Annotated in this window: 23 protein-coding genes; 9 read left to right on the forward strand and 14 right to left on the reverse strand. The window is 75.8% G+C overall.

Going from position 1 to position 23,771, the window contains the following annotated elements; all coding sequences use genetic code 11:
- Nucleotides 1–17 precede the first annotated feature (17 nt).
- On the reverse strand, nt 18–1,322 hold the full coding sequence (locus RSE42_RS18115) for a glycosyltransferase (RefSeq protein WP_171468560.1): 1,305 nt from the start codon (nt 1,320–1,322) through the stop codon (nt 18–20).
- 153 nt (nt 1,323–1,475) lie between these two features.
- Here RSE42_RS18115 and RSE42_RS18120 point away from each other — a divergent pair, with 153 nt between their 5' ends.
- The 4 genes from RSE42_RS18120 (at nt 1,476) to RSE42_RS18135 (ending at nt 5,064) form a co-directional block, all read left to right on the forward strand.
- Nucleotides 1,476–2,126, forward strand: coding sequence for a TetR/AcrR family transcriptional regulator (locus RSE42_RS18120; protein ID WP_232423021.1), 651 nt, complete (start codon nt 1,476–1,478; stop codon nt 2,124–2,126).
- Nucleotides 2,127–2,165: 39 nt separating this feature from the next.
- On the forward strand, nt 2,166–2,765 hold the full coding sequence (locus RSE42_RS18125; protein WP_043658605.1) for a molybdopterin-dependent oxidoreductase: 600 nt from the start codon (nt 2,166–2,168) through the stop codon (nt 2,763–2,765).
- Entirely contained in the window at nt 2,758–3,618 is an 861-nt protein-coding gene (locus RSE42_RS18130; RefSeq protein ID WP_415297464.1) for a ferredoxin reductase, read from the forward strand. Before RSE42_RS18125 ends, RSE42_RS18130 begins: the two co-directional genes overlap by 8 nt.
- A 114-nt stretch (nt 3,619–3,732) precedes the next feature.
- Nucleotides 3,733–5,064 (forward strand): serpin family protein, encoded by a 1,332-nt coding sequence (locus tag RSE42_RS18135; RefSeq protein WP_415297465.1) that lies wholly within the window; start codon nt 3,733–3,735, stop codon nt 5,062–5,064.
- On the opposite strand, the gene RSE42_RS18140 is transcribed toward RSE42_RS18135, so the two are convergent.
- Both RSE42_RS18140 and RSE42_RS18145 read right to left on the reverse strand, forming a co-directional pair.
- The gene (locus RSE42_RS18140; protein ID WP_415297466.1) at nt 5,033–5,635 is read right to left on the reverse strand and encodes a pyridoxamine 5'-phosphate oxidase family protein; all 603 of its coding nucleotides are present in this window, start codon (nt 5,633–5,635) and stop codon (nt 5,033–5,035) included. The genes RSE42_RS18135 and RSE42_RS18140 overlap by 32 nt on opposite strands.
- Before the next feature lie 94 nt (nt 5,636–5,729).
- Nucleotides 5,730–6,188 (reverse strand): hypothetical protein, encoded by a 459-nt coding sequence (locus RSE42_RS18145; RefSeq protein WP_137281275.1) that lies wholly within the window; start codon nt 6,186–6,188, stop codon nt 5,730–5,732.
- A 159-nt stretch (nt 6,189–6,347) separates the two neighbouring features.
- Between RSE42_RS18145 and RSE42_RS18150 the strand changes: the two genes are divergently transcribed.
- Together RSE42_RS18150 and RSE42_RS18155 are read left to right on the forward strand one after the other, a co-directional pair.
- Nucleotides 6,348–7,418 carry an App1 family protein gene (locus tag RSE42_RS18150; protein WP_085387055.1) on the forward strand — a complete coding sequence of 357 codons (1,071 nt, stop codon included), beginning with the start codon at nt 6,348–6,350 and terminating at the stop codon, nt 7,416–7,418.
- A gap of 66 nt (nt 7,419–7,484) precedes the next feature.
- Nucleotides 7,485–8,342 (forward strand): hypothetical protein, encoded by an 858-nt coding sequence (locus RSE42_RS18155; protein ID WP_391513112.1) that lies wholly within the window; start codon nt 7,485–7,487, stop codon nt 8,340–8,342.
- A gap of 149 nt (nt 8,343–8,491) precedes the next feature.
- Here RSE42_RS18155 and RSE42_RS18160 read toward each other — a convergent pair whose 3' ends face one another.
- The 6 genes from RSE42_RS18160 to RSE42_RS18185 all read right to left on the reverse strand — a co-directional run bounded on the left by RSE42_RS18160 (nt 8,492) and on the right by RSE42_RS18185 (nt 13,711).
- Complete coding sequence (locus tag RSE42_RS18160) at nt 8,492–9,436, reverse strand: aldo/keto reductase (protein WP_228485134.1); 945 nt, start codon at nt 9,434–9,436, stop codon at nt 8,492–8,494.
- 33 nt (nt 9,437–9,469) lie between these two features.
- Nucleotides 9,470–9,886: a MerR family transcriptional regulator gene (locus tag RSE42_RS18165; RefSeq protein WP_415297467.1), complete on the reverse strand. Its 417-nt coding sequence runs from the start codon at nt 9,884–9,886 to the stop codon at nt 9,470–9,472.
- A 79-nt stretch (nt 9,887–9,965) separates the two neighbouring features.
- Nucleotides 9,966–11,135, reverse strand: coding sequence for a hypothetical protein (locus RSE42_RS18170; protein ID WP_415297468.1), 1,170 nt, complete (start codon nt 11,133–11,135; stop codon nt 9,966–9,968).
- Between the two features lie 123 nt (nt 11,136–11,258).
- Nucleotides 11,259–11,705 (reverse strand): MauE/DoxX family redox-associated membrane protein, encoded by a 447-nt coding sequence (locus RSE42_RS18175; RefSeq protein WP_009864071.1) that lies wholly within the window; start codon nt 11,703–11,705, stop codon nt 11,259–11,261.
- A gap of 36 nt (nt 11,706–11,741) precedes the next feature.
- Nucleotides 11,742–12,419 (reverse strand): response regulator, encoded by a 678-nt coding sequence (locus RSE42_RS18180; RefSeq protein ID WP_415297469.1) that lies wholly within the window; start codon nt 12,417–12,419, stop codon nt 11,742–11,744.
- Nucleotides 12,416–13,711, reverse strand: coding sequence for a sensor histidine kinase (locus RSE42_RS18185; RefSeq protein WP_415297470.1), 1,296 nt, complete (start codon nt 13,709–13,711; stop codon nt 12,416–12,418). Before RSE42_RS18185 ends, RSE42_RS18180 begins: the two co-directional genes overlap by 4 nt.
- Before the next feature lie 106 nt (nt 13,712–13,817).
- On the opposite strand from RSE42_RS18185, the gene RSE42_RS18190 reads away from it, so the two are divergent.
- Nucleotides 13,818–14,567, forward strand: a complete 750-nt coding sequence (locus RSE42_RS18190; protein ID WP_415297471.1) for a ZIP family metal transporter — start codon at nt 13,818–13,820, stop codon at nt 14,565–14,567.
- 6 nt (nt 14,568–14,573) lie between these two features.
- On the opposite strand, the gene RSE42_RS18195 is transcribed toward RSE42_RS18190, so the two are convergent.
- From RSE42_RS18195 to RSE42_RS18205, 3 genes are all read right to left on the reverse strand, one after another.
- The gene (locus tag RSE42_RS18195; RefSeq protein WP_061268954.1) at nt 14,574–15,218 is read right to left on the reverse strand and encodes a lysophospholipid acyltransferase family protein; all 645 of its coding nucleotides are present in this window, start codon (nt 15,216–15,218) and stop codon (nt 14,574–14,576) included.
- A 54-nt stretch (nt 15,219–15,272) separates the two neighbouring features.
- Nucleotides 15,273–16,793, reverse strand: a complete 1,521-nt coding sequence (locus RSE42_RS18200) for an amino acid permease (protein ID WP_415297472.1) — start codon at nt 16,791–16,793, stop codon at nt 15,273–15,275.
- Nucleotides 16,794–16,936: 143 nt separating this feature from the next.
- Entirely contained in the window at nt 16,937–18,571 is a 1,635-nt protein-coding gene (locus RSE42_RS18205) for a nucleobase:cation symporter-2 family protein (RefSeq protein WP_415297473.1), read from the reverse strand.
- Nucleotides 18,572–18,793: 222 nt separating this feature from the next.
- On the opposite strand from RSE42_RS18205, the gene RSE42_RS18210 reads away from it, so the two are divergent.
- Nucleotides 18,794–19,288, forward strand: coding sequence for a GNAT family N-acetyltransferase (locus RSE42_RS18210; RefSeq protein WP_085387047.1), 495 nt, complete (start codon nt 18,794–18,796; stop codon nt 19,286–19,288).
- A gap of 51 nt (nt 19,289–19,339) precedes the next feature.
- Here RSE42_RS18210 and RSE42_RS18215 read toward each other — a convergent pair whose 3' ends face one another.
- Nucleotides 19,340–20,716, reverse strand: coding sequence for an 8-oxoguanine deaminase (locus RSE42_RS18215; protein ID WP_085387046.1), 1,377 nt, complete (start codon nt 20,714–20,716; stop codon nt 19,340–19,342).
- A gap of 141 nt (nt 20,717–20,857) precedes the next feature.
- Between RSE42_RS18215 and RSE42_RS18220 the strand changes: the two genes are divergently transcribed.
- The gene (locus tag RSE42_RS18220) at nt 20,858–22,180 is read left to right on the forward strand and encodes a cation:proton antiporter (protein ID WP_415297474.1); all 1,323 of its coding nucleotides are present in this window, start codon (nt 20,858–20,860) and stop codon (nt 22,178–22,180) included.
- Nucleotides 22,181–22,240: 60 nt separating this feature from the next.
- Here the strand turns inward: RSE42_RS18220 and RSE42_RS18225 are convergent, their stop codons facing one another.
- The gene (locus tag RSE42_RS18225) at nt 22,241–23,548 is read right to left on the reverse strand and encodes a ricin-type beta-trefoil lectin domain protein (RefSeq protein WP_391513130.1); all 1,308 of its coding nucleotides are present in this window, start codon (nt 23,546–23,548) and stop codon (nt 22,241–22,243) included.
- Nucleotides 23,549–23,771 lie beyond the last annotated feature (223 nt).

Genomic DNA, 23,771 nt, shown 5'->3' on the forward strand with positions numbered 1-23,771 from the left:
CCGATCCTCCTCCCCCGTCAGCGTGCGGCACGGGGCGCGGCGCGCCGGGCGACGACCTCCTCCACGACCGCGACGACGCCGTCCTCCCCCGGCGCGACGGCGATGCGCTCGCCGAGGCGCGCGGCGGCCCGGGTGTACGCGGGGTCGTCGAGCAGGCGGCGCACCGCGCGTCGTATCTGGGCGGGTCGCGGCGTGCTGGTCCGCAGCCGTACGCCCGTCCCGGTCCACGCGACGCGGGCCGCGACCTCCGCCTTGTCCTCCGTCTTCCCGGCGACGACGACGGGCACGCCGTGCCGCAGCGCGTGGTGCACGCCGCCGTAGCCGCCGTTCGTCACGAGGACCGACGTGCGCGGGAGCAGCGCGTCGTACGGGAGGTACTCGGCGGCGCGCGCGTTGGCGGGCAGCGTGCCGAGCGTCTCGACGGGCCGCCCGCCGGTGGCGGCGACGACGAGCACGTCCTCGTCCGCGAGCGCGCGCAGGGTCGGGACGAGGAGCTGGTGCGGGTCCTCGTTCGCGACCGTGCCCTGCGTGACGTGGACGACGGGGCGGCGCGTGCCGAGGTCGTCCCACCAGGCGGGGAGGTCGCCGTGCGCGGCGGCGGGTCGCGGCGGGCCGACGAACCGGACGGGCGTGACGACGTCGGGCCGCGGGTACTCGAGCTCGGGGACGGTGAGCTGCACGACGGCGTCCGCGTCGGCGGGCCAGCCCAGGAAGAAGGTGTCGCTGGGGGTGGCGCCGGTCGCGCGCACCATCTCCTGCGCGGCGCGCTGCGGCGCGGCGAACGCGACCCCCTCGACGAACCGGTGCAGCGCTCGGTTGCGCAGCACCCCGAGCGGCCCGCGCGCGGGCAGCACGCCGAGGCCGAACGGTGCGGTGAGGTCGCTCTTCAGCCCGAGCGGGAAGATGCCCAGCGCGAGCACGGGAGGGCGCCGGTCGGCCGGGGTGGCGACGAGCGCCATCGCGCCGAGGAACAGGGGCTCGACGAGCACGACGTCGGCCGGGCGCGCGGAGAGGGCGTCGACGACGGCGCGGTGCTGCGCGGCGCCCGGCCGGACGAAGATCTCGAGCATGTCGTGCCGGATCGCGTCGAGACCGGTGCGGCCCGCGCGGCCCGGGAAGGCGGCCGCGAGGTCGCGGTCGTCGAAGTCGGCGGCGGCGGGCAGCGGCACGTGCTCGGCGCCGGCCGCCTCCACGGCCGCGGCGAAGCGTGCGCCGGTGAGAAACCGGACCTCGTGGCCGTGCGCGACGAGCGCGCGCGTGACCGCGAGCAGCGGGGTGACGTGAGCGTGCACGGGGGTGGAGCAGAGCAGGACGGTGGCCATCGGTGTGCCTCTCTCGGGCGGCGCGGGACGCGCCGGTCGGACGGGAAGGGCGCGGGGACCGGGCCGTCCGCGCGAGGACGCCGAGGGGGAGGCGGCGTGTGAGAAGATCGGTAACCGTTAGGAGTATTCATCACCCTAGAGGGGTAGTCAATAGTGGTCCCCCGCGCCTACACGTCCGACCTCCGCGCCGAGCAGGCCGCGCGCACCCGCGAGCGCGTCGTGCGCGCAGCGGCCGAGGAGCTCACCGAGCGCGGCTACGAGCGCACGACCCTCGCGCGCGTCGCCGAGCGGGCGGGCGTGTCGCTCGAGACCGTCAAGGCGCACGGGCCCAAGCGCGCCCTGCTCCTCGCGGCCTTCGAGGTGACGTTCGCGGGGTCCGAGGGCCAGGAGTCGCTCGCCGCCCGGCCCGAGGGCCGCGCCGTCGCCGGGACCACCGACCCCGAGGCCTTCCTCGACGGGCTCGTCGCGCTCGTGGCGGCGGCGAACGAGCGCGTCGCGGCCCTGTGGTCGGCGTTCACGTCGGCGGCCCGCTCCGACGAGGCCGTCGCCGCCGAGCTCGCGGCGCTCCTCGACCGCCGTCGCGCGGACCTGCGCGCGAGCGTCGACGTGCTCGCGGACCACGGGTTCCGGCTGCGCGCGCCGCGGGACGAGGCCGCCGAGACCCTGTCCTACCTCCTCGCGCCGGAGGGCTGGACGCACTTCGCGGCCGGTGCGGGCTGGTCGCGCGAGCGGTACCGCGCGTGGCTGCGCGACGCCGTCGTGCGCCTCGTCGCCGCACCGCCGCCGGGCGACGCGGACGCCTGACCCCTGGCGCGGCCTGGCGGGCCGCGCCTACCGTGAGCCATGAGCACCCTCACCCCCGGCTTCCAGGGCCGGCCACGCCCGCAGGGCGTGGCGCTCCCGCCGGGCCAGTACGTCGAGACCGGGTTCCCCGTGCTCTCGGCAGGGCCCACACCGCGCGTCGACACCGCGACCTGGCGCTTCGACGTCACCACCGAGACCGGCGTGACCCGATCCTGGTCGTGGGCCGAGCTCCTGGCGCTCCCCCAGGACGAGCCGACCGTCGACATCCACTGCGTCACCCGCTGGTCGAAGTTCGGCACGTCCTGGCGCGGCGTCTCGCTCGACACGCTCCTCGGCGAGGTCGAGTCCACGGCCGACTTCGCGATGATCGGCTGCTACGGCGGCTACACGACGAACCTCCCGGTCGCCGAGCTGCTCGGCGGCAAGGCGTGGGTCGTGCACACGTTCGACGGCGCCCCGCTGCACCCCGTGCACGGCGGCCCCGCGCGGCTCCTCGTGCCGCACCTGTACTTCTGGAAGTCGGCGAAGTGGGTCAACAGCATCACCCTCATGCCCATGGACCGCCAGGGCTTCTGGGAGCGGCTCGGCTACCACGACCTCGGCGACCCGTGGCGCGAGCAGAGGTACCAGGGTGACTGAGGCGCCCGTCCGCCTCGGCGCGCGGTACGCGACGCCGTCGCGCTGGCAGGTCGCGACGCTCGTCGACGCGTGGGCCGAGAGCCCGTCCGCGCGGACGCTCGTCCTCGAGGTCCCCGCGTGGCCCGGCCACCTCGCCGGCCAGCACGTCGACCTGCGCCTCACCGCGCCCGACGGCTACACCGCCGAGCGCAGCTACTCGATCGGCAGCGCCGCGACGCGCACCCCCCTGCCCGACGACGACCCCTCCCCGGGCGGTCCGCCCGCCGTCCCGCGGGACGGCACGGTGCCCGACGGCGGCGCCCCCGCGCGCGTCGAGGTCACCGTCCAGCGGGTCCCCGGCGGCGAGGTCTCGACCTACCTCACCGACGTGTTCGCGGTGGGCGACGCGATCGAGCTGCGCGGGCCGGTCGGCGGGTGGTTCGTCTGGTCGCCGGAGCGCGACGCCGGGACGCCCGTGCTGCTCGCGGCCGGCGGCTCGGGCCTCGTCCCGCTCATGGCGATGCTCCGCACCCGGCGCGACGCCGGCGACCGCACGCCGTTCCGGCTCGTGTACTCGGTGCGGCGGCCGGAGGACGAGCTCTACGTCGACGACCTCGGCCGCCTCGCCGCCGCGCACGACGGGCTCGACGTCCACGTCGTCCACACCCGTTCGACCCCGCTCGGCTCGATGCGCGGGCCCGGCCGCGTCGAGCGGCGCGAGCTCGCCGCGTGGGGCTGGCCGCCCGAGATCGACCCCGCGTGCTTCGTGTGCGGGCCGACGGGGTTCGTCGAGGCCGTCGCACGGCAGCTCGTGGCGCTCGGCCACGACCCGGCGCGGATCAAGACCGAGCGCTTCGGGCCCGCGGTCGACTGACCGGGGCGGAGCGCGTCAGAGCCGCAGCGGTACCGCTGCGCAAGGATCGCGCTCCCGCCGACACAGTCGGAGAGAGGGCGGCGAGCGCGCCGCCCCCGACGGCCGGGGGGATCGATGACGACGACGACCGCAGGACCGCACCGGGAGCCGAGCCCGCCGCGGCGCACGCTGACCGCCCTGGCGACGACGGCAGCGCTGGCCGCGCTCACGGCGTGCGCGGGCGGCGCGCCGGCGGACCCGGGCCTGCCCGTCGCCACCGCCGACACCGCGCGGGACGTCGTGCGCGTGGCCGACGCCGGTGCCACGCCGCGCGTGGTCGACGCGACCGAACGGCTCGGCCTGACGATGCTCGCCGCGGCACCGCCCGAGGGGAACGTGGTGGTGTCGCCCGCGAGCGCCGTGGTCGCGCTCTCGATGCTGGCCGAGGGCGCGCGGGGCGACATAGCGCTCGCTCTCGACGACGCGCTCGGCGCGTCCGGCCAGGAGCGGACGGACGCGGTCAACGCCCTCCTCGCGTCGCTCGAGGCCTACGACGGCGACCCGGCGCAGGTCCGGGCGGACGATCTGCCGGAGAAGCCGCTCGTGCACGTCGCGAACCAGATCGTGCTCGACGACGAGGCCGAGGTCCACGAGCCCTACCTCGAGTCGCTCGCGGCCGGGTACGGCGCCGGGGTGCTGCACACGGACCTCGGGACGTCGTCGGGCATCGTGCCGCTCAGCGAGTGGCTCCGGTTCCACACGGGCGGGCTGATCGAGGAGAGCGCCATCGAGCCCGACATCTACCTGCGCCTCGTGCTCCAGAACGCGGTCCTGTTCGCCGCCCGGTGGAAGGCACCGTTCGACGTGAGCGACACGGCGCCGTCGCCCTTCACGCTCCGGGGCGGCGACACGGTGGACGTGGAGTCGCTGCGGCTCACGGAGACGTGGGCGTACGCCGAGGACGACGGGTGGCGCGCGGTCCGGCTGCCGTACGTCGAGGGGTTCCACGCCGACGTCGTGCTGCCGCCCGAGGGAGTCGATCCGGCGTCCGTCACGCCGGAGCAGCTCCTCGCGCTGCGGGAGGCGCTGGCCGCGGCACCCGGGCAGACGGTCGCGCTGACCCTGCCGACGCTCGACGTCCCCGCCGACGACCCGCTGGACTTCCGGCCCGCGCTCTCCGCCGCCGGGCTGGGCGGGCTCCTCGACTCGGTCACGCCGCCGAACCTCCGCGGCATCAGCGACGACAAGCTCTACGTCTCGCAGGCTTGGCAGCAGGCGCTCCTCCAGGTCGACGCCGAGGGCACCGTCGCGGCGGCCGTCACCGAGATCGGTGTGGCCGAGGACGCAGCGTCTGGCGTGGCGGAGAGCATCTCCTTCCGCGTGGACCGGCCCTACGTCTTCTCGGTGTCCGCCGACGACACCGGCTGGCCGCTCTTCACCGCGGCGATCCGGGATCCTCGCCACTGACGGCGTGCACCGCCCGGCCGTCGCTCGCGTCGAACCGCCACCGCATCGCCGCGTGCTCGGACGTGCGCTCGTACGCGAACACAACCTCGGGCCGCACGGCGAAGACGAGCGCCGGGTCGCCGTCGTGGAGGAAAACGCCGTCCCCGACGTCGAACGTCCAGTCGTCGCCGTACTTGCAGCGCCACCGCTCGGCGAGGCGGTGCAGCGCGGCGGCGTCGGTGACACGCGCGGCGGTGCCCTCGACGACGACGTCGAGCGCGTCCTCGTAGGCGTTCGTCCCGGTCGTGAGGACGACGCGTGCGTTCTCGGCGAGGTTGCGGGCCTTGCGCTCGTCGGGCCCGGTGGTCACGTGGAGGCGGCCGTCGGCGACCACCGTCATGAGCGGCGTGACGTGCGGGCGCCCGTCGGGCCGCACGGTCGAGATCCACGAGATCTCGGCCCGTTCGAGCGCGCCACGCACCGTCTCCCACGGGACGGGGCTTGCGCCGGGAGAGCTGAAGCCGGGGACGAGGGTGCGCTCCGGTGCGTCGGGGGCGGCGGGTCGGGCGGCCGGCTGGTCGGCGGTGGTCATGGCGGTCCTCTCGTCGGTCCTGCCCCTGGGACCGACGAGCGCGCCCGGACTCATCGGTGGCGCCAGCAGGGGACCTGCGCCGACCGGCGGGACCTCACCGCACGTCGTCGGGGCCGGCCTCGTGACCGGGGCGGCCCACCGTGCGCCGGTCCTGCTTCATCCTGGCCTCGAAGAGGTGCCGCGCGCCGCCCGCGAGCTCGTCGCGCGCGGCGCGCTCGTGCTCGCGGAACGCCGACCAGTAGCCGTCGTCGTACTCCTCGACGAGCTGGAACGTCCAGCGGCCGGGGACGACGTTGCGGCCCACGAGGTCCGTCTCGATGCGGTCCGCGACCTCGGCGTGCCCTGCGGCGCGCAGCTTCTCGGCCGCGTCGCCGAGGGCGAGGTCCGCCTCGCCGGTGAGCTGGTGGAACGTGTAGAGGTGCCCGCGCGCGCGTTCCGTCGTCTCGAGCGCCTCGCTCAGGGCACCGAGCGCCTCGACGGTCGCGTCGCTCACGCCGTCGGGCACGGGACGGCCGGGCAGGTCCGCAGGATTCCGGGAGGTCTCGTCGCTCACGCGGCCACGCTAGGCACGGCCCGCCGGGCCCGCACGCGCTCGTCGGCGACGGCCGCCGTCCCGAGCGACGACCGCCGCCCCGAGCGACACCCCGCGCGCGTGGGCAGGCTGTGACAGGGTTGGACCCGCCACCCCCGACCGAGGACAGCGCCGCGAGCCATGCCACAGACCGCACCCGTACCGACCGTCACGAGCGAGCCCACCCCGAGCCAGCGCCCCCACCGGGCCGCGCGGCTCGAGGACCGGTGGCGCGCCGTCGTCTCCCGCTTCCAGAAGGCCCGCGGGTGGCGCCCGCGCGTCGAGCCGTTCGCCGGCTACGGGAGCCCGCGCCGCGTGCGCGTGCTGGGCCGGGTGCTGCTCGCGAGCCCCGCGTTCGACCCGGCGCTGCACGAGCGCGAGTCCGCGGACCGCCGCGGCTGGCGCTACTTCTTCACCGCCCCGGCCCCGCGCGAGGAGGTCCGCGTGCGGGTGGGCAGCACGACGGTCGACCTCGTGTCCGACCGCGGCGGCTACCTCGACCGGGTGATCGACGTCGACCTCGCGCCGGGCTGGCACGACGTCTCGTTCCGGACGTCGGCGGGCGCGACGGCGACCGGCAGGGTGTTCGTCGTGGCCGACGGGCGCCGGCTCGGCGTCGTCTCGGACATCGACGACACCGCGATGGTGACCGCCGTCCCGCGCCCGTTCATCGCGGCGTGGAACACGTTCGTGCGGCACTCGAGCGCCCGTGTGCCGGTGCCGGGCATGGCGGCGCTGTACCGCGGCATCGCGACGTCGCGGCCCGGCACCCCGTTCGTCTACGTGTCGACGGGCGCGTGGAACACCGCCGCCAACCTGCGACGCTTCCTCCAGCGCCACGGCTTCCCGCCCGGCCCGCTGCTGCTCACCGACTGGGGCCCCACGAACACGGGCTGGTTCCGCAGCGGCCCGGAGCACAAGGACACGTCGCTCGACCGGCTGTTCCGCGAGCTGCCCGACGTCGACTGGCTCCTGATCGGCGACGACGGCCAGCACGACCCCGACATCTACGCGCGCGCCGCGCGACGCCACCCGGGCCACGTCGCGGCCGTCGCGATCCGCGAGCTGACGCCCGCACAGCAGGTCCTCGCGCACGGCTCGCCGCTGCCCGCGCCCGGCAGCCTGCCGGGCGACGTCGGGGGCGTCCCGACGGCGCACGGGCCCGACGGCGACGCGCTCACCCGCTCGCTCGCCCAGGTCCTGCGTCGCTGAGACCGGTGCCGTCGGTCCTCCGCGGTTCCGGATGCCGCGCCCCGGCGGGAGTGGTTGCCTGAGGACATGACCACGCCCGGAGGCCCTTTCCCCACGCCCGACCCCGAGCCCGCGCCGACGCGCCGCACGTGGCCGTGGATCGTCGTCACGGTCGTCGCGGTGCTGGTGATCGCGCTCGTCGTGTGGCTGGTCAACCGCCCGACCGACGACGGCCCCGCCCTCGAGACGCCCGCGCCGTCGACCAGCGCTCCCGCGAGCCCGTCCCCCACCGACGCGGCGTCGCCCACCGACGGCGCCTCGACCCCCGCCGCCGAGGGGTGCCCCGCCACCGGCGACGGCGTCCCCGCCGGGGCGGGCACGCACGAGATCGTCGACGTCGACGGCGACGGCCGCCCGGACACGGCGTGGCTCACCGGCGGCGCGGACCGCACGTTCGGCATCACGACGGCGTCCGGCGCCACGTTCTCCGCACCCGTCGAGTCGGCGAGCCCGCAGCCCGCGAGCGCGATCGTCCAGCTCGTCGCGGCGGGCGACGGGACCGCGCCGATCGCGCTCGTCGACACCGGCCGCGAGGTCCTGCTGCTCTCGGCCGCCGACTGCGCCCTGACGCCGACGCAGAACGCGCAGGACGAGCCCTACACGTTCGACAAGGGCTTCACGGGCTTCGGCACGGGCGTCGGCTGCACCGAGGTCGACGGCGCGCTGCGCCTCGCGGGCTTGAACGCCGTGCCCGACGACGGCTCCACCTTCACGGTGTCGCGCACCTTCGTCGACCTCGACACGGGCGCGAAGGTCGCGACGAACGGCGAGGAGGAGACGGTCGCGCAGGGCGCCGCCGCCGACGACCCGGTCGTCACGACGGCGCAGGAGACGAGCTGCGGCAACCTCGTGGCCGGCCAGGACGGCCCGGTCGAGCCGCAGTAGCCCCGCCGAGCCGCAGCAGCCCCGTCGAGCACGACCTTGCTGTCGTCACCAGGCCGATGCCGACAACAAGGTCGTGCTCGACGGGGAGCAGGCTCGGAGTCGTCACCGCACCGGGGGTGTCTGCGGCGGCGGTCAGCGAGCGTGAGCGGTCAGCGGGCGTCGGCGAAGCGGTCCAGCTGGCTCGGGGACAGCGTGACGTCGCGCGCGGCCATCGCCTCGTCGACCTGCTCGATCCTGCTCGCCCCGACGATGGGCGAGATCCCCTGGCTCATCAGCCAGGCCAGGACGACCTGGTTCGGCGTCGCGCCGGTCTCCCGGGCGACCTCGTCGAGCACGCGGAGCACGCGCTCGGTCCCGGGGTGGGCGTAGCCCGCGGAGAACGGGCGGTCCGCGCGGGTGTACCCGCCCATCATCAGGGGCGTGTAGCACCACAGGTCGAGCCCTTCCGTGCGGGCGTGGTCGAGGTCGTCCGGGGCCAGGAGCTTGTGGCCCGCCTCCGGGACCGTCGTGCCCGGGCGGGGCTGCACGAGGGAGTGCCGGAGCTGCAGCGCCGACCACGCGGCCACGCCCTGCCGACGCGCGAGGTCACGCGCCTGCTGCACCCGCCACGACGCGTGGTTGGCCGCGCCGATCCGGGTGGCACGCCCCTCGGCCACCGCCTCCCCGAACGCGGCGACGGTCTCGCCGAGGTCGACCGTGCGGTCCTCCGCGTGCGCCCACAGCAGGTCGACGTGGTCGACGCCGAGGCGCTCGAGGCTCCCGTCGAGCCCGGCCCGGACGGCGGACGCGGAGAGCCCCTCCGCGCTCTCGGGCCACGCGTGCGCGACGAGCGGGTCCTGACGGACCTTGGTCGCGAGCCCGACGGCCGAGCGCGCCCCCGGGTTCGCCCGCAGCCACGCACCGAGCACGCGCTCGCTGGCGCCGCCCAGCCCGCTCGGGTCGGTCCAGAAGGCGTAGCAGTTGGCGGTGTCGAGCCAGTGGCCGCCGGCCTCGACGAAGCGGTCGAGCAGCCGGAACGCGGTGGTCTGCTCCACGCGCGTGCCGTGGTCCATGGTCCCGAGGACGATCTGGGGGGCGTTCTGCTGTGCGGTCATGCCCCGATGCTCGATGCTGGAGCGCGCTCCAGGTCAAGCGGTGCGCGACGGCGGAGCCGGCTCCCCCTCGACGCTCGGCCCCGGGGCCTCTCCCGCCTGCTCGCGGTAGTACGCGATCTTCTCGTCGAGCACGCCGAGCGCGAGGTCGATCCGCGCCCTGCGCTCGTGCAGCTCCCGACGATGGCCCTGGAGGAACGCGACGCGGTCCGCGGGGCTCCCCTCGCGGCGCAGGAGCGACGTGAACTCGCGCAGCTCGGAGATGCCCAGCCCGGCGTCGCGGAGGCACGTCACCAGCCCGATCCAGAACAGGTCGTCCCCGTCGTAGGCCCGGTGCCCGCCGGCGGTCCGGGCGATCGGCCCGATGAGCCCCTCCCGCTCGTAGTAGCGGAGCATGTCGAGGCTGACGCCTGCTCGGGCGGCGGCGGCCTGCGGCGTGAGCGTGTCGGACATGCGGAGCCTCTCTCTGCGCGATCGGTACCCGCTCCTGATTCTGGGTCCTGGTGCGCGCTCCAGGCCAACGCCGCCCGGCTCAGCCGCGCGCGCACACCCGGCACGCGCCACGGCGGCGGAGCCAGTAGGCGTAGGTCGCCGCGCCGAGCGCGAGCGACCAGACCGGCCACAGGAGCGTCGGCCCGACGGCGCCCCACGAGTCCGCCGTCAGGGCCAGCCGGCTCTCGCCGAACCCGAGGACGATGAGCGAGAGCCCCGCGGGGAGCACCGCGACCGCGACGACCGTCGCGGGGACCACCGCGAGCCCGACCGGCACGCGGCGGCCCGCGAGCCCGACCGTCCAGCGCGGGAAGACCTCGCCCCAGCGCTGGAACAGGCCGAGCGTGAGCACCGCGCCGACGAGCGCGAAGCCGCCCAGCCCGAGCGCCGCGACCCAGCCGTCGTCCCCGGCGAGCTGCGCGACGTCGTCGGGCGAGAAGCCGAGCGGGATGCCGAGCACCCAGGCGATGCGCGTGACCGCGTAGAAGGTGGGGATCGCGGCGGCGACGAGCGCGGCGGTCCGGCCCCAGCGCGCCGCGGCGGCGGGCGTGGTCCACGCCGGGTCGTGCCCGTCGTGGCGCCGCCCGCAGGACGCGCACGCCCCGGCCCCGCGGCGCACGAACCGCCACGTCGAGGCGACGAGCAGGGCGCCGCCGCCGAGGAGCGCGAGCTGCGTGAGCGGCCCGGCGCCGAGGAAGTCCTCGAACGCGGCGCGGATCACGGGGTCGAACGGCGCCATGACGAGCGTGACCGGAAGGTACCCGAGCCGGGCGAGGATCGACGCGTCGGTGAGGGCGAGCACCCCGGCCGAGACGACCGCGGTCGCCGCGACGGTCACCGCGCGGTCGGTCCGGGCGACGGGACCGCGCCGGGCTCCGAGCCACGCGCGCAGCGCGGTGGCCGCGCCGACGAGCGCGAGGACCGCGACCCAGGGCGTGAGGGCCGCGCCCGGGACGCCGCTCAGGGCGCCGAACGACAGGTCGTTCGCGGCGCCGACCGCGAGCGTGCCGCCGGTCAGGGTGACGACGAGCGCGACGACGCCGCCGAGGGTCCACCACGCCGCTGCGGCGGGGGCGACCCAGCGGCCACGGGACGGCCGCCCGGGACGGGCGGGTGGTCCGCCGCGGGTGGACGGTCGGTGGTCGTCGGCCGACGGCGCGGGTGCCGGCGTGCGGTCGGACAGGGGCGGGTGCGGTGTCGAGGTGCTCATGCCTCGACGCTCCCGGACCCCGCCCGGCGGCGGATCCCCCGGCACGGCGAGCCCGCTCCCCCGCGCGGGTGACCGCGCTCCGGCGCGACCGGTCCGGCAGCGGCCGGCCGGCGCGTCAGGGGCTCAGTCGCGCGGGCGCGCCCGACGCAGCGCCCGGAGGGCGCCCGTGGACCACAGCGCCCACGCCACGAGCACGGGCTGGAAGAACAGGCGCCCGAACCGCTTGGCGTCGGTGTCGAGCCCGAACCCGTCCTGGTGCTCGAGCCACTGCCCGACGTTCCCCGGGAAGATCACCACGAAGAACGCGGCAGCGACGAGCCCGACGGCGACGCGCCACCGGGACAGCACGACGAGCGACCCGCCGAGCGCGATCTCGACGGCGCCCGACGCGAGCACCGTCACGTCGTCGTCCACGGGGAACCAGGACGGGACCTGCGCCTGGAACTCCTCGCGCGCGACCGTGAGGTGGCTGATCCCGGCCCCGACCAGGGCGAGCCCCAGCGCGACGCGTGCGACCGTCGCGACGGGCGGCACGGGCGGGGCGGGGCGGGTGAGCACGGAGAGGTCCATGGCGCGATCGTCGCACCGGTGCGGTCGGCGCGCGCGTCAGCCCGCCCGCACGAACCCTGACTCGTAGGCGCGCACCACGGCCTGCGTGCGGTCCCGGACGCCGAGCTTGGCGAGGACGTTGCCCACGTGCGTGCGCACGGTCTCGACGCCGAGGTAGAGCTCGGCCGCGACCTCCGCGTTCGACGGCCCCTGCGCAACCAGCCGCAGCACCTCCCCCTCGCGCTCGGTGAGGCGCGCGCTCCGCAGCGCGTCGCCCGTGGGCGGGTGCGCCGTCGCGAGGCGTCGCACGGCGTCGGGAAAGAGCAGCGACTCGCCGCGCGCGACGACGCGCACCGCCTGCGCGACCTCCTCCGGGCGAGCGCGCTTGAGCAGGAACCCGTGCGCTCCGGCCCGGAGCGCGTCGAGCACGTGGTCGTCGTTCTCGAAGGTCGTGAGCACGAGGACGCGCGGTGCGCCGTCGCGCGCGAGCAGCGCCCGCGTCGCCGCGATCCCGTCGACGCGCGGCATCCGCACGTCCATGAGCACGACGTCGGGCCGCGCCCGCGCGACGACGCCCGGCACCTCCGCGCCGTCTCCCCCCTCGCCGACGACCTCCAGGTCCGGCTCCGCGTCGAGGATGACGCGCAGCCCCGCGCGCACGAGCGGCTCGTCGTCGACGAGCACCACGCGGACCGTCTCCGTCACAGGACCGCTCCGGCCCGGGCTCGCGCTCATCGCGGCGACCCCGCGCGCGGGAACGTCGCGCGCACGACCCAGGCGCCGCCGTCGGGCGCGGGACCGGCCGCGACGTCCCCGCGCAGCAGGTGGGCCCGCTCGCGCATGCCCGCGAGGCCGCGGTGCTCGCGCGCGCCGCCGTCGGGCGCCCGACGCCGTGTCCCCGCCCCGAGCGGGTTGCGCACCTCCACGACCAGCGCGTCACCGGGGCCGGGAGCCACCTCGACGGCGACGGGCTCGCCGGGCGCGTGGCGCAGCGCGTTGGTCAGCGCTTCCTGCACGACGCGGTACGCCTCCTGCGACACGGCGCGCGGGACGTCGGGCAGCGCGGCGCCGCCCCGCGCGAGCCGCACGTCGGCGCCCGTGCCGCGCGCGTCGTCGAGCAGGGCGTCGAGGTCGGCGAGCGTGCGGGCCGGGGCGCGGGGCGGCGCCCCCGGGACGTCCGCGCGCAGGAGGCCGAGCACGTGGTCGAGGTCCGCCATCGCGCTGCGGCCCGTCTCCTCGATCGCGGCGAGCGCACGACGTGCCGCGGGCGGGTCGGAGTCCAGCAGGCGTGCCGCCGCGGCCGCCTGGAGCGTCGTGACGGTCAGGGCGTGGCCGACCGAGTCGTGCAGCTCACGCGCGAGCCGGCCCCGCTCGGCCGCACGGTCCGCGGCCGCCTCGAGCTCCGCGATCTGCTCCGTCTGGTCCGGGCCGAGCAGCGGCAGGGCCGCCTGGCGCAGCACGGCGCGCGCGAGCACCACGACGTACGGGACGGCGAGCAGCACGAGCACCGCGGTGAGCAGCCACGTCCACGCGGGCAGCGCCTCCCACGGTCGCCAGTCGGCGAGCAGCACCGGCTCGACGCCCGTCGCGGACAGCACGAGCTGCGTCGCGACCGGGACCCCGAACAGCACCACCACCACGACCGCGGCACCGAGGGCCAGGTGCAGCGCGTACCAGGCCGCGGCCCGCCAGCGCGTCGCCGCGCCCGGCGGGGCGGCACCGGCCGCGGGGAGCGGCACGTCGACGTCGAGGAACGTCCGCGCCGCCGCGATCTCGAGCGTGCGCACGGGCGCGAGGAACGGGGGCGTGCTCGCGAGGACCGCCGTCACGAGCGCCAGGACGACCGTCGCGACGCGCGGCGTCTGGAGGGACGCGAACATCTGCACGAACCCCGCGACGAGCACCACGTACGCCCCGGCGACGACGCCGCCGACCACGAGGAGCACCCCGGCGCGCACGGTGGCCGTGCTGCGCAGCGGGGCGAGCACCCGTCCCCACCCTCGCGGCGGGCGCGCGTCGGTCGTCATGGCCCCCAGTCTCACCGCGCCGCCCGCGCGGCACATCCCCTCGACGGGGGAACCGCGACGTGCGCGACGCCGCGCGCCCCGGCACGCCCGCTGGTCCAATGGGAGCGTGATCGGGTTCTGGTGGGGCCTCGTCGGGGCGTCGTCGCTGCTCCTCGGGGCCGCGCTCGTCTTCTGGCGCCCGCCGGGCCAGCGGCTCGTCGGGCTCGTCATGGCGTTCGGCTCGGGCGTGCTCATCAGCGCGGTCGCCTACGACCTCGTGGAGGACGCGTCGACCCGCGCGAGCGGGCTCGTCCTGCTCGCGGGTCTCGCGGGCGGGGCGCTGACGTTCTTCGTCGGCGACCGGATCATCGACCGGATGGGCGGCGAGGGCCGCAAGCGCTCCACGGGCGTGCAGAAGGAGTCGGTCCAGGCCGCGGGCGGCACCGGGGGCGCGGCGATCGCGCTCGGCACCGTGCTCGACGGCATCCCCGAGTCCGTGGTGCTCGGCGCGACGCTCATCGGGGGCAGCGGGGTGAGCGTCGCGATCCTCGCCGCCGTCTTCGTGTCCAACCTGCCGGAGGCGATGTCGGCGACGGCGGGGCTGCTCAAGGCCGGCACGAAGCCGTCGCGGCTGTGGGTGCTGTGGGGGTCGACGACGCTCGTCTCGGCGCTCGCGGCCGGGATCGGCTACCTCGCGCTCGACGGCGCGTCGCCCGCCGTCGTGGCGGTCACCCAGGCGTTCGCCGCGGGCGCGCTGCTCACCATGCTCGTCGACACGATGATCCCCGAGGCGACGGAGTTCGGCGGACCGGTCACCGGGCTCGTCACGGTGCTCGGGTTCGCGACGGCGTTCGGGCTGAGCTCGATCGGCGGCTGACCGCCGTCAGGCCGCGAGGTCCTGGCCGCTCATGCGGTGGATCGACGCCATGACCTCGTCCGTGAGCTCGCGCCGCGCCTGCGCCGGCTTGGTCCCGGCCGTGATCTGGCGCTGCGGGTCGATGGGCTTGCCGAAGTGCACCTCGACGCGGTGCAGGCGCGGGATCCGCTTGCCGACCGGCTGGACCTTGTCCGTGCCGCGCACGGCGACGGGGACGACGGGCGCGTGCCCGGCGAGCGCGAGCCACGCGACGCCCGTGCGGCCCGGGTGCAGCTTGCCGTCGCGCGAGCGCGTGCCCTCGGGGTAGATCCCGAACGCGCCGCCGCGCTGGAGCACCTCGAGCGCGTCCTCGAGCGAGCGCTGCCCGGCGCGCGGGTCGTCGCGCTGGACGGGGATCATGCCGATCGTCGTGAAGAACCACCGCGACAGGCGGCCCTTGATCCCGCGGCCCGTGAAGTACTCGGCCTTGGCGAGGAACGTCACGTGCCGCGGCGCGACGATCGGGATGAGCAGCGAGTCGATGAACGACAGGTGGTTGCTCGCGAGGATCACCGCACCGTGGCGGGGGATGTTGTTGCGTCCTGTCACCTGGGGCCGCAGCAGCACGTAGGCGAGCAGCGACAGGATGAGCCTCAGGACGCGATAGGTCATCCGTTCATTGTGCACCGTCCGGGGCGCACGTCCGTGCACGCCGTGGACGACGGCTCACCCGTCGGCGCGCGCCCCCGCCGCCGCACCGCGCCGCGTCCGGCCCCGCCGGGTGACGAGGTACACGCCGAGGATCACGGCCACGAGACCCGCGGTGGACACGAGCTGGGCGCGCGCGGCGGCGTCGGTCAGCATGAGGACGGCGAGCGCCGCGAGACCCACGAGCACCGCCCACGTGAGCCACGGGAAGCCCCACATGCGCAGCGTCATCGGCTCGCCCGACGCGCGGGCCTGCGACTCGATCCGGCGGCGGAGCCGCAGCTGCGAGACCGCGACGAGGACCCACACGACGAGCAGCGCGGCGCCCACGGCGTTGAGCAGGATGCCCAGCAGCGCCTCCGGCAGGAGCCAGTTCAGCCCGACCGCGACGAGCGCGAAGAACACGGAGACGAGCACCGACACCCAGGGGACGTCGCGCCGCGACACGCGCCGCAGCGCGCGCGGACCGTCGCCCCGCCCCGCCAGCGAGTACGCCATGCGCGACGTGCCGTAGACGTTCGCGTTGAACGCCGAGAGCAGCGCGACCACGACGACGACCTCCATGACGCGGGCCGCGCCCGGCAGCCCGGCGAGGTCGAGCACCGCGACGAACGGGCTCTCGGCGAGCAGGGGCGAGTCCCACGGGAGCACGAGCACCATGATCGCGACCGAGCCCAGGTAGAACACGAGGATCCGCCACACGATGCTGCGCGTCGCCCGCGCGACGGCCGTGCGCGGCTCGCGCGCCTCGGCCGCGGCGATCGTGACGATCTCGATGCCGCCGAACGCGAAGACGACGACGAGCAGCCCCGCTGCGATGCCGCCCCATCCCTCCGGGGCGAAGCCGCCCTGGCCGAGCAGGTTCGACGTGCCGACGGGCTCCGTCCCGGGCAGCAGGCCGAGCACGAGCAGCACGCCGACGACGAGGAACCCGACGATCGCCGCGACCTTGACGAACGCGAACCAGAACTCGAGCTCGCCGAACTGCCGCACGCCCCACAGGTTGATCACGGCGAACACGACGACCACGGCGAGCGCGACGCCCCACTGCGGCACGTCGGGGTACCAGCCGGTGACGATGCGCGCGGCCCCGGTGATCTCGGCGCCGAGCACCATGACGAGCATGAACCAGTACAGCCAGCCGAGCAGGAACCCGGCCCACGGCCCGAGCGCCTCCTCCGCGTAGACGGAGAACGACCCGCTCGCGGGGCGCGCGCTCGCCATCTCGGCGAGCATCCGCATCACGAGGATGACGACGACGCCCGCGATCGCGTACGACACGAGCACGGCCGGGCCGGCGGTGGCGATCCCGACGCCGGAGCCGAGGAACAGCCCGGCGCCGATCGCGGAGCCGAGGCCCATCATCGTCAGGTGCCGCGTGCGCAGCCCGCTGCCCAGGTGGTCGGCGCCAGGGTCGGCGCTCGGGTCGGCGCCGCGGTCGACGGTCGGGTCGCCGGTCGGGTCGGTCGTCGACGGCCGGGTCTCGGCCGGGGCCCCGCTCGCGGACGGTGCCGGGCGTTCGGGCGTGGGGGTGCTCATGGTGCGGTCCTGCGGTCGGGGTCGGGACGCCGTGCTCGACGCCGACCCACGACGCTACACGGCCCGGGCGCGACGACGCCCCGCACCCGGCGTGAGGGACGCTCGGGGTGCGGGGCGGCGTCGGGCACGACGCTGTGCCGTCGCTACGGGGTCGCGGTCCGCGGGAGCGGGGCGACGGCGTGCTGGCGCGGCGCGGCGGTGCCGTCGCCCGGTGCGGCCGGGTCTTCGGCGCGCTCGCCCGCTCCGGCGGCGGTGCCGGTCTGCCGTCCGTCGCCGTCCGGTGCCGGGGCGTCGGGCGTCGGCGCCGAGGCGTCGACGGCGACCGGTCGGCGCGTCGAGCCGTTGAGGACGCCGTCGTCCTGGAGGTCGTCGAGGTCCTCGTCGTCCACGGCGTTCGCACCGTGCTCCGCCCCGGCGGCGAACACCGACGGGTCGGGCGGCGTGCCGAACTTCAGGTGGTTGAAGAGCAGGTTGAGCAGGATCGCCATGACCGCGGCCGAGCTGATGCCCGAGTGGAAGATGATCCCGAACCAGGTGGGGAACTGGTCGTAGAAGTCGGGCTTGGCGATGGGGATCATGCCGAACGAGATCGACGCCGCCACGATGATGAGGTTCATCGGGCGCGAGTAGTCGACCTTGGCGAGCGTGCGGATGCCCGACGCCGCGACCGAGCCGAACAGGACGACGCCCGCACCGCCGAGGACCGGCGTCGGCACCGCGGCGACGACGCGGCCGAGGACCGGCAGCAGGCCGAGGATCACGAGGATCGCGCCGCCCGCCCCCACGACGAACCGCGACTTCACGCCCGTGATGGCCACGAGGCCGACGTTCTGCGCGAACGCCGACTGCGTGAAGGAGCCGAAGAACGGCGACACGATGGACGACGCCATGTCGGCCCGGAGGCCGTCCGCGATGCGCTTGCGGTTCACCTTGGTGCCGACGATCTCGCCGACGGCGATGATGTCGGCCGTCGTCTCGGTGAGGGTCACGAGGATGACGATGAGCATGGAGATGATCGCGGCGATCTCGAACGTCGGCGCCCCGAAGCCGAGGAACGACGGGAACGCGGCGACGGAGCCGTCGCCCACGCCGGAGAAGTCGGCCTTGCCGAGCGCGAGGGCGATGAGCGTCCCGACGACGATCGCGATGAGGATCGACAGGCGCGAGATCGTGCCGCTGCCGACCTTGGACAGCAGGATGACGATCGCGAACGTCAGCGCGGCGAGGCCGATGTTGCTCACCGAGCCGTAGTCGGGCGCGCTCGCGTTGCCGCCCATCGCCCAGTTGGCCGCGACGGGCATGAGCGTGAGCCCGATCGTCGTGATGACGACGCCCGTCACCACGGGTGGGAAGAACCGGATGATCTGCGCGAAGAAGGGCGTGATGAGCAGGCCGATCACGGAGGCGACGAGCACCGCGCCCAGGACGCCCGGGATCCCTCCGCCGCCGTTGACGATCGCGACCATCGTGGACACGCCCGCGAAGGACACGCCCTGGACCAGCGGCAGCTGGGACCCGAAGAAGGGGATGCCCACCGTCTGCAGGATCGTCGCGAGGCCGCCGATGAAGAGGGACGCCGCGACGAGCATCCCGATCTCGGCGCCGGTCAGGCCCGCGGCGCTCCCCACGATGAGCGGCGGGGCGATGATGCCGCCGTACATCGTGAGCACGTGCTGGAACCCGTACCCGAACGTCGACCCGATGGGCAGCCGCTCGTCCTCGGGGCGTACCGGACGCCGTTCGGCGCCGTCCGTGGCCCTCGTGGCTCGCGCATTCATAGCGGACCTCCTCGTCAGCTATCGTTCCGCTTGGCGGAAAACTACTTCCACTATTCGAACGCCTCGTGTGACCTGTGTCAAGTCCCGCCCTCCAACTCGTGCGTGGCCAGCGGGGACGGTCGCGACCGTCCGACATCGCCCGCCCGACGTCACCCGTGACGCCGCCCGCGCGACGCGGCAAAGCGCTGGCACCACGTCGCGCGTCCTCCCTACGCTCCACCGGTGACCACGACCCTGCGGCCCTACCGCCCCGCCGACCTCGACGCGGTCGTCGCGCTGTCGCTGCGCGCGTGGGAGGACGCGTTCGCCTCCTGGCGCGAGATCCTCGGGGAGCGCCTCTACGACCTCGCCTACCCCGACTGGCGCCGCAGCCAGGCGGCGGAGGTGCGGGGCGCGTGCGAGAAGCACCCCGCGACGACGGTCGTCGCGGAGCGCGACGGCCGGGTCGTCGGGTTCGCCACCACGGTGCTCGGCGAGCCCGCGCCGGAGGGCGCCCGCACCGCCGACCTGGAGATCATCGCCGTCGACCCCGACGTGCAGGGCGACGGCATCGGCCGCCGGCTCGTGGAGGCCGCCCTCGCGCTCATGCGCGACGCCGGGTGCGCCTACGCCAACGTCTGGACCGGCGGCGACCCGGGCCACGGCGCCGCGCGCGCCCTGTACGAGTCGAGCGGCTTCACCGCCCTGCCCGTCGTCCACTACTACCGCGAGCTCTGAGCCGGCGGGGACGCCCGGGCGTCGGCCCGATCCGTCCCCGCCGGCCGCGGCTCACCCCGCGACGAGGCGCCGGGCCGCCGCCGAGTGCTCGGCCGCCAGGGCGCCGAGGTCGAGCCCGGGGATCGCGCCGTCGACGACGCGCCACGCGCCGCCCACCATGACGCGGTCCGCGCGGTCGGCGCCGCACAGCAGGAGCGCGGCGACCGGGTCGTGGGCGCCCGAGAAGCGCAGCTCGTCGAGCCGCCACAGCGCGAGGTCGGCCTGCTTGCCCACCGCGAGCACGCCGACGTCGTCCCGCCCCAGCACGCGCGCCGAGCCCCGAGTGCCCCAGCCGAGCGCACGCGTCACGGGGATGTCGGCGCCGTACCGGAGGCGCTGGAGGTAGAGCGCCTGGCGCGCCTCGAGGATCATCGTCGAGGCGTCGTTCGACGCCGAGCCGTCGACCCCGAGACCGACCGGCGCGCCCGCGTCCTCCAGCTCCGCTGCCCGGGCGATGCCGGACGCGAGGCGCATGTTCGACGTCGGGCAGTGCGCGACGCCGGTCCCCGCCGCCCCGAGGCGGCGCACCTCGTCGTCGTCGAGGTGGATGCCGTGGCCGAGCCAGGCGCGGTCCGTGAGCCAGCCGACGGACTCCAGGTAGTCGACCGTGCGCATCCCGAAGCGCTCGCGGCAGAAGTCCTCCTCGTCGACCGTCTCGGCGAGGTGCGTGTGCAGGCGGACGTCGAGCTCCTCCGCGAGCGCGGCGCTCTCGCGCATCGCGTCGGTCGTCACGGAGAACGGCGAGCAGGGCGCGAACGCGATCTGCACCTGCGCCCCGGCGCCCCGCTCGTGGTACGTGTCCACGAGCCGCCGCGAGTCCGCGAGGATCGTGTCGAGGTCCTGGACGACCGACTGCGGCGGCAGGCCGCCGTCGTCCTGGCCGAGCGTCATGGAGCCGCGCGTGAGGGTCGCGCGCATCCCGAGCCGTCGGACCGCCGCGACCTGGAGGTCGATCGCGTCGTCGAGACCGGCGGGGAAGACGTAGTGGTGGTCGGCCGCCGTCGTGCAGCCGGAGAGCAGGAGCTCGGCGAGGGCGACGGTCGTCGCGAGCTCGTGGTCGCGCGGCGTGAGGCGCGCCCAGACCGGGTAGAGGCGCTGCAGCCAGGGGAAGAGCGGGGCGTCGGCGACCGGCCCCCAGGCCCGCGTGAGCGTCTGGTAGAAGTGGTGGTGCGTGTTGATCAGGCCCGGCGTGAGCACGTGCTGCGACGCGTCGAACGTCTCGTGGACGGGAGCGGACGGCTGCGCGCCGTCCGCGACGAGCTCGACGATCACCCCGCCCTCGACGACGAGGCCGCCGCGCGCGTCCGGGGCGCCCGGGGAGTCGTCGGCGGTGAACACGCCGAGCGGGTCGCGGACCCACGTCCTGGTCGCTGCGTCGGTGCTGGTCATGGTGCCTCCTGGTGGCTCGTCGCTCACCGGGGCGCGGCTCCGGCGCCACGGTGCGCCGGCTCAGTGGTCCTGTCTGCCGATCCAGGTGCCGCGCGTCACGCGGCCCGGCCGACGCTAGGCCGGGCCGCGACCGCCGTCAAGATGCGCCCGCCGCTTCCCGCGCGCGACCTCGGCCGCTGCGCCATCCTGGTGCTCGCCGCCGCCGACCACCGGGAGCCGTCCGTGAACGTCTACGCCCCGCTCGTGCCGGTGTTCGTCGTCGCCCTGGTGGCGCCGCTGCTCACGGGCCTCATGCCCGTGCGGTCGCGCGTCCCGCAGGTCGTCGTGCTGCTGCTGGGCGGCATCCTCGTCGGGCCGTCCGCGCTCGACCTCGCCACGCCCGACGACGTCACGCTCCTCTCGGACCTCGGCATGGGCTTCCTCTTCCTCCTGGCCGGGTACGAGCTCGAGCCGAGCCTCCTGCGCGAGCGCGTCGGTCGGCGGGCCGGAGCGGCGTGGCTGACGTCGCTCGTCGTCGGCGCCGTGCTCGTCCTCGCGATCGTGGGCCACGACTCGCCGCACGCCGTCGCGGCGGGGGCGATCGCGCTCACGACGACGGCGCTCGGCGTGGTGCTCCCCATCCTGCGCGACGGCGGTCAGCTCGGCTCGCGGCTCGGCCGCGCGGTGCTCGTGGTCGGGGCGGTGGGCGAGCTCGGCCCGATCGTCGCCATGGCCGTGCTGCTCGGGACGCGCGAGAGCGGGGTCGCGGCGATCCTGCTCGTCCTGTTCGCGGTCGTCGCGGTCGCGCTGTCCGCGCTGCCGGGTCGGCTGGGGCGCCTCAAGGCCCTCGGCGGCGACCGCCTCTTCAGCGCGGCGGAGCACGGGACCGGCCAGAGCACGCTGCGCCTCACGGTGCTGCTGCTCGTCGTGCTGCTCGCGCTCGCCGCGGGCCTCGGGTTCGACGCGGTGCTGGGCGCGTTCGTCGGCGGCATGGTGCTGCGACGCTGGGCGCCCGGCGACGTCGAGGCGCTGGAGAAGAAGCTCGACGCGGTCGCGTGGGGCGTGTTCGTGCCGGTGTTCTTCGTGAGCTCCGGCATGGGCCTGGACATCGACTCCATCGTCGCGTCCCCGCTGCTGCCGCTGACGTTCTTCGCGCTCATGGTGGTCGTGCGGGGCGGCCCGGTGCTCCTGTGGTTCCGGCGCGAGCTGCCGTCGGTCGAGCGCGTCCAGACCGCGCTCTACGCGGCGACCGCGCTGCCGCTGCTCGTCGCGCTCACGGAGATCGCGGTCGAGCAGGGCGCCATGACGTCGCAGGTCGGGGCGGCGCTCGTCGGCGCGGGCGTGCTGTCGGTGATCGTGCTGCCGATGGTCGCGAGCAGGCTCGGGCCGCGCGAGCCGGGCGGCCGCCCGCCCGGACCGGGCGAGCAGGGCGAGCCGGGCCCGCGCGTCGACCCGCCCGACGACGCGGCGACCGCGCGCGGGTGACGCACCCCGGGGTGCCCCGCCCACGCGGCCGGTCGCCGCGGTCGCCGGATCAGCCGGGTGTCAGAGCGTCCACTGCTGGGCGGTGGTGCCGTTGCACGTCCAGGTCTGCAGCCGCTGGCCGTCGTGCAGGGGCGCGCCGCCCGTGGCGTCGAGGCAGAGCCCGGACTGCGGGTTGCGCAGCGCCTTGCTCCCCGCGTCGTACGCCCACTTCTGCGCGCCGGTCCCGTTGCACGTCCACACCTGCACGGCGGCGCCGCGCGTCGTCGAGCCGTCGCGCACGTCGAGGCACTTGCCGAGCGCGCGGACGGTCCCGTCGGAGCCGCGCGTCCAGGTCTGCGCGGCGTTGCCGCTGCACGTGACGATCTGCACCGGGTTGCCGTCGGTCGGGTCCGCCCACGGGACGTCGATGCACATGCCGTTCGCGGCACGCACCGCGCCGGTCCCCGTGGGCAGGCCGGTGCCGGGGTTCCCCGGGTTCGACGAGCCCGAGCCGTTGTCGTAGACGCGCACGTAGTCGACCTTCATCTGCTGCGGGAGCTGGGTCGTGCCGTCGGGGTAGCCCGGCCACTGCCCGCCGACCGCGACGTTGAGGATGAGGAAGAACGGCTGGTCGAACACCCAGGCGTTCGCGCCGACGCTCGCGCGCGTGACGCGGTGGAACTGCTGGCCGTCGACGAACCACGTGATCTCCCCCGGCTTCCAGTCGACCGCGAACGTGTGGAACGTGTCCGCGAACGACCAGCCCTGCGGGTGCTGGTACATGCCCGTGATGCCGGAGCCGCCGGAGTACCCCGGGCCGTGCACCGTGCCGTGCACGCGGTGCGGCTCGAACCCGACGTTCTCCATGATGTCGATCTCGCCCGACGACGGCCACGGCGTCCCGGGGAAGCTCCCGCCGAGCATCCAGAACGCCGGCCAGATCCCCTGGCCCCGCGGGATCTGGATGCGCGCCTCGATGCGCCCGTACTGCGGCTGGTACTTCCCCTGGGTCGTCATGCGCGCCGACGTGTACGACCCGTCGCCCTCGCGGCGCGCGGTGATGACGAGGTTGCCCTGGCCGTCGAGCGCGGAGTTGGCGCGCGAGGCCGTGTAGTTCTGGAGCTCGGCGTTGCCCCACCCGTGCGCGCCGGTCTCGTGGTTCCAGACGGCGGGGTTCGGCGCCGAGCCCGCCGCGCCGTCGAACTCGTCGGACCACAGGAGGTCGCCGGGTGCGGCGGCGGCCGACGTCGCGGGCACGGTGACGGCGAGCGCTGCCGCGGCGGCCGTGAGCGCGGCGACGAGCGCGCTCGCGAGGCGCCGCCGGGCGCGTGGTCGGCGCCCGGTCGGGGTGCGGGGCGGGGTCAGGGAGCGGTGACGTGCGAGGTCCATCGTTCCTCCAGGTCCGGCGGCGGTGCCGCCTGCGTCTCGCCACGGTGCGGGACATGCTCTCGGCGCGACTCTGCACCGGGCGGGGGCCGTTCCTCGGCCCTCCGTCCGCGACCCTACGGCGGCGCGAACACGCCGAGCAAGCGCTCTCTCGGCGTGTCGTGGGATCGCTCCCATCTTCTCTCCCCCCGACCTCGCGCACGGGGCCCGGCGCCCGGCGCCGGTG

It is taken from the genome of Cellulosimicrobium sp. SJTW-1, from assembly GCF_047716875.1.
In the GTDB taxonomy this organism is placed as follows: domain Bacteria; phylum Actinomycetota; class Actinomycetes; order Actinomycetales; family Cellulomonadaceae; genus Cellulosimicrobium; species Cellulosimicrobium funkei.